2 protein-coding genes are annotated in these 1717 nt (G+C 63.4%); both read right to left on the bottom strand.

Annotated elements, in window-relative coordinates; genetic code table 11:
* On the bottom strand, positions 1-587 hold a 587-nt coding region (locus LK10_RS10445; protein ID WP_231567720.1), incomplete at its 3' end, for an Ldh family oxidoreductase.
* 193 nt (positions 588-780) lie between these two features.
* Positions 781-1587: a sugar phosphate isomerase/epimerase family protein gene (locus LK10_RS10440; protein ID WP_197061907.1), complete on the bottom strand. Its 807-nt coding sequence runs from the start codon at positions 1585-1587 to the stop codon at positions 781-783.
* Positions 1588-1717: the final 130 nt, after the last annotated feature.

Raw genomic sequence — 1717 nt, 5'->3', positions numbered from 1 at the left:
GTGGCGAAGTCTGCCACCAGCGGGGGTGCACCGGCCACAGGGATGGCGTAGGCAAAAGGATTTGTGCTGAGCACGGCTTCGTGGACCCCGACCGGCGCGACGGTGGGAACGCCACCGGTGACCGTTGTGAGAGCGATGCAGCCACTCTCAGCGAACGGCTCGAGGTCGGGCCACAATGCGCTGTGGTGGTGCGAGTGACGGATCGCCACGAGAGCGACGCCCTCTTCTTCAACCGCATGCATGATCTTCTGGCGAGCTCGCGCTAGCGCCACCTGGGCGATGCCACCGCCCGCGTCGATACGCATGTACGAAGGGCTGACCTGCTCGAGCCTCGGTGATGCTGCGCCGTTGAGGTAGCCGGTCCTGAGCGTCTCGATGTACTGGGGCACACGGAATACTCCGTGGCTGAACGCCCCGTCCCGTTCGCAGCAGGCGTGGTTCCAGGCGAGGATATGGGCAACCTCTTGCGAGAACCCTCCGTTGAGCAGTATGGCTTCGATCGCGGCGACGAGTTCTGCAAACGGAATGCGGGCGTCGCTCGGAGCTTCGCTGTGGCCGCCGGCAGTTTCAGATGGGGTGATGGGCATCCCTGACACGGGGTCCTCCTCGACTGATGCGACTCATACGAGATCGCGTGCGGACAGTTCGGCTGCACATCCAAGCCGGAAGCGGCGGTCAAGTCCTCCTGAAACCCCAGCGGCCGCCCCTGAGAACCGGACTTGTGGATGCGGCGATGAAGGCCTCCGGAGCGTTGCCCCCCGACAGGCCGCCTCCGGTCTCTCAGTTCGGGAAGTTCCGCCCTATGACGCGCTCGAAAGAGTCGACTGCCAGCTCTAGGATCCGCTGCACTGGAAGCTTCCAGATCTCGTCGTTGAAGACCTCGACCTCGACGGTTCCGGAATACCCCGCCTCCGCCACCCACCGCGTCATGGACACGAGGTCGATGCATCCATCGCCGGGCATCAGGCGTCCGTTCATGTTGTTTGGCAGCGGAAGCGGCAGGGTGAAGTCGTTGATCTGATACCCGCTCAGGCGGCCTTCGGCGCCGGCTCTGCGCAGAGACTGCTCGAGGTTGGGATCCCAGAATGTCGCCCAGGAGTCCACCAGTACGCCGAAGTGTTCAGCAGGCAGTCCGTCGAGTACTCGCAGAGCCTGGCCGACCGTTGTCACGATCGAGCGGTCGTTGACGAAGAGCGGGTGGATCGGCTCCAGCATGATCTTCACGCCGCTGTCGATGACATCGGGCATGAGCGTCTCGAGGGTGTGGCGGACGCGGTCCTCCGCGTTCCGGATCGAGCGGTCGTCCTCCGGGAGTCCCCCCGCCACGAACGCGAGCGTCGGGACGGACAGCTCCGCACACATGTCCAGAGCCCTTCGCGCGGCATCCTGCGCGTCTGTGAGCTCCTTACCGCGCTTGTTCGCCAGAAATCCCACGCGGCTCATCGATGTGGCGGTGATCCCTGACTCCTTGAGGAGCCGCTGTACGTTGCTGGTCCCGGCTTCCTCGACGGGTTCAATCCAGAGGCCGATATTTTCGATTCCTGCCTCTTCGGCGGCCTTGACGGTCTCTTCCAGGGAATAAGGCATTGTCGTTGCCTGGTTCAAGCAGAGCTTCATGTCTCCTCTTTCCTATGATCCACGGGGGTCTTGCAACAATCGGAGTATTTCCGGCGTCGAGCGGGTGTGCGTGCAATTTCGATCTCACGGGCGCGGACTC

The organism is Sinomonas humi (assembly GCF_000802235.1).
In the GTDB taxonomy this organism is placed as follows: domain Bacteria; phylum Actinomycetota; class Actinomycetes; order Actinomycetales; family Micrococcaceae; genus Sinomonas; species Sinomonas humi.
This window is presented reverse-complemented; position numbering and strand designations above follow the sequence as displayed.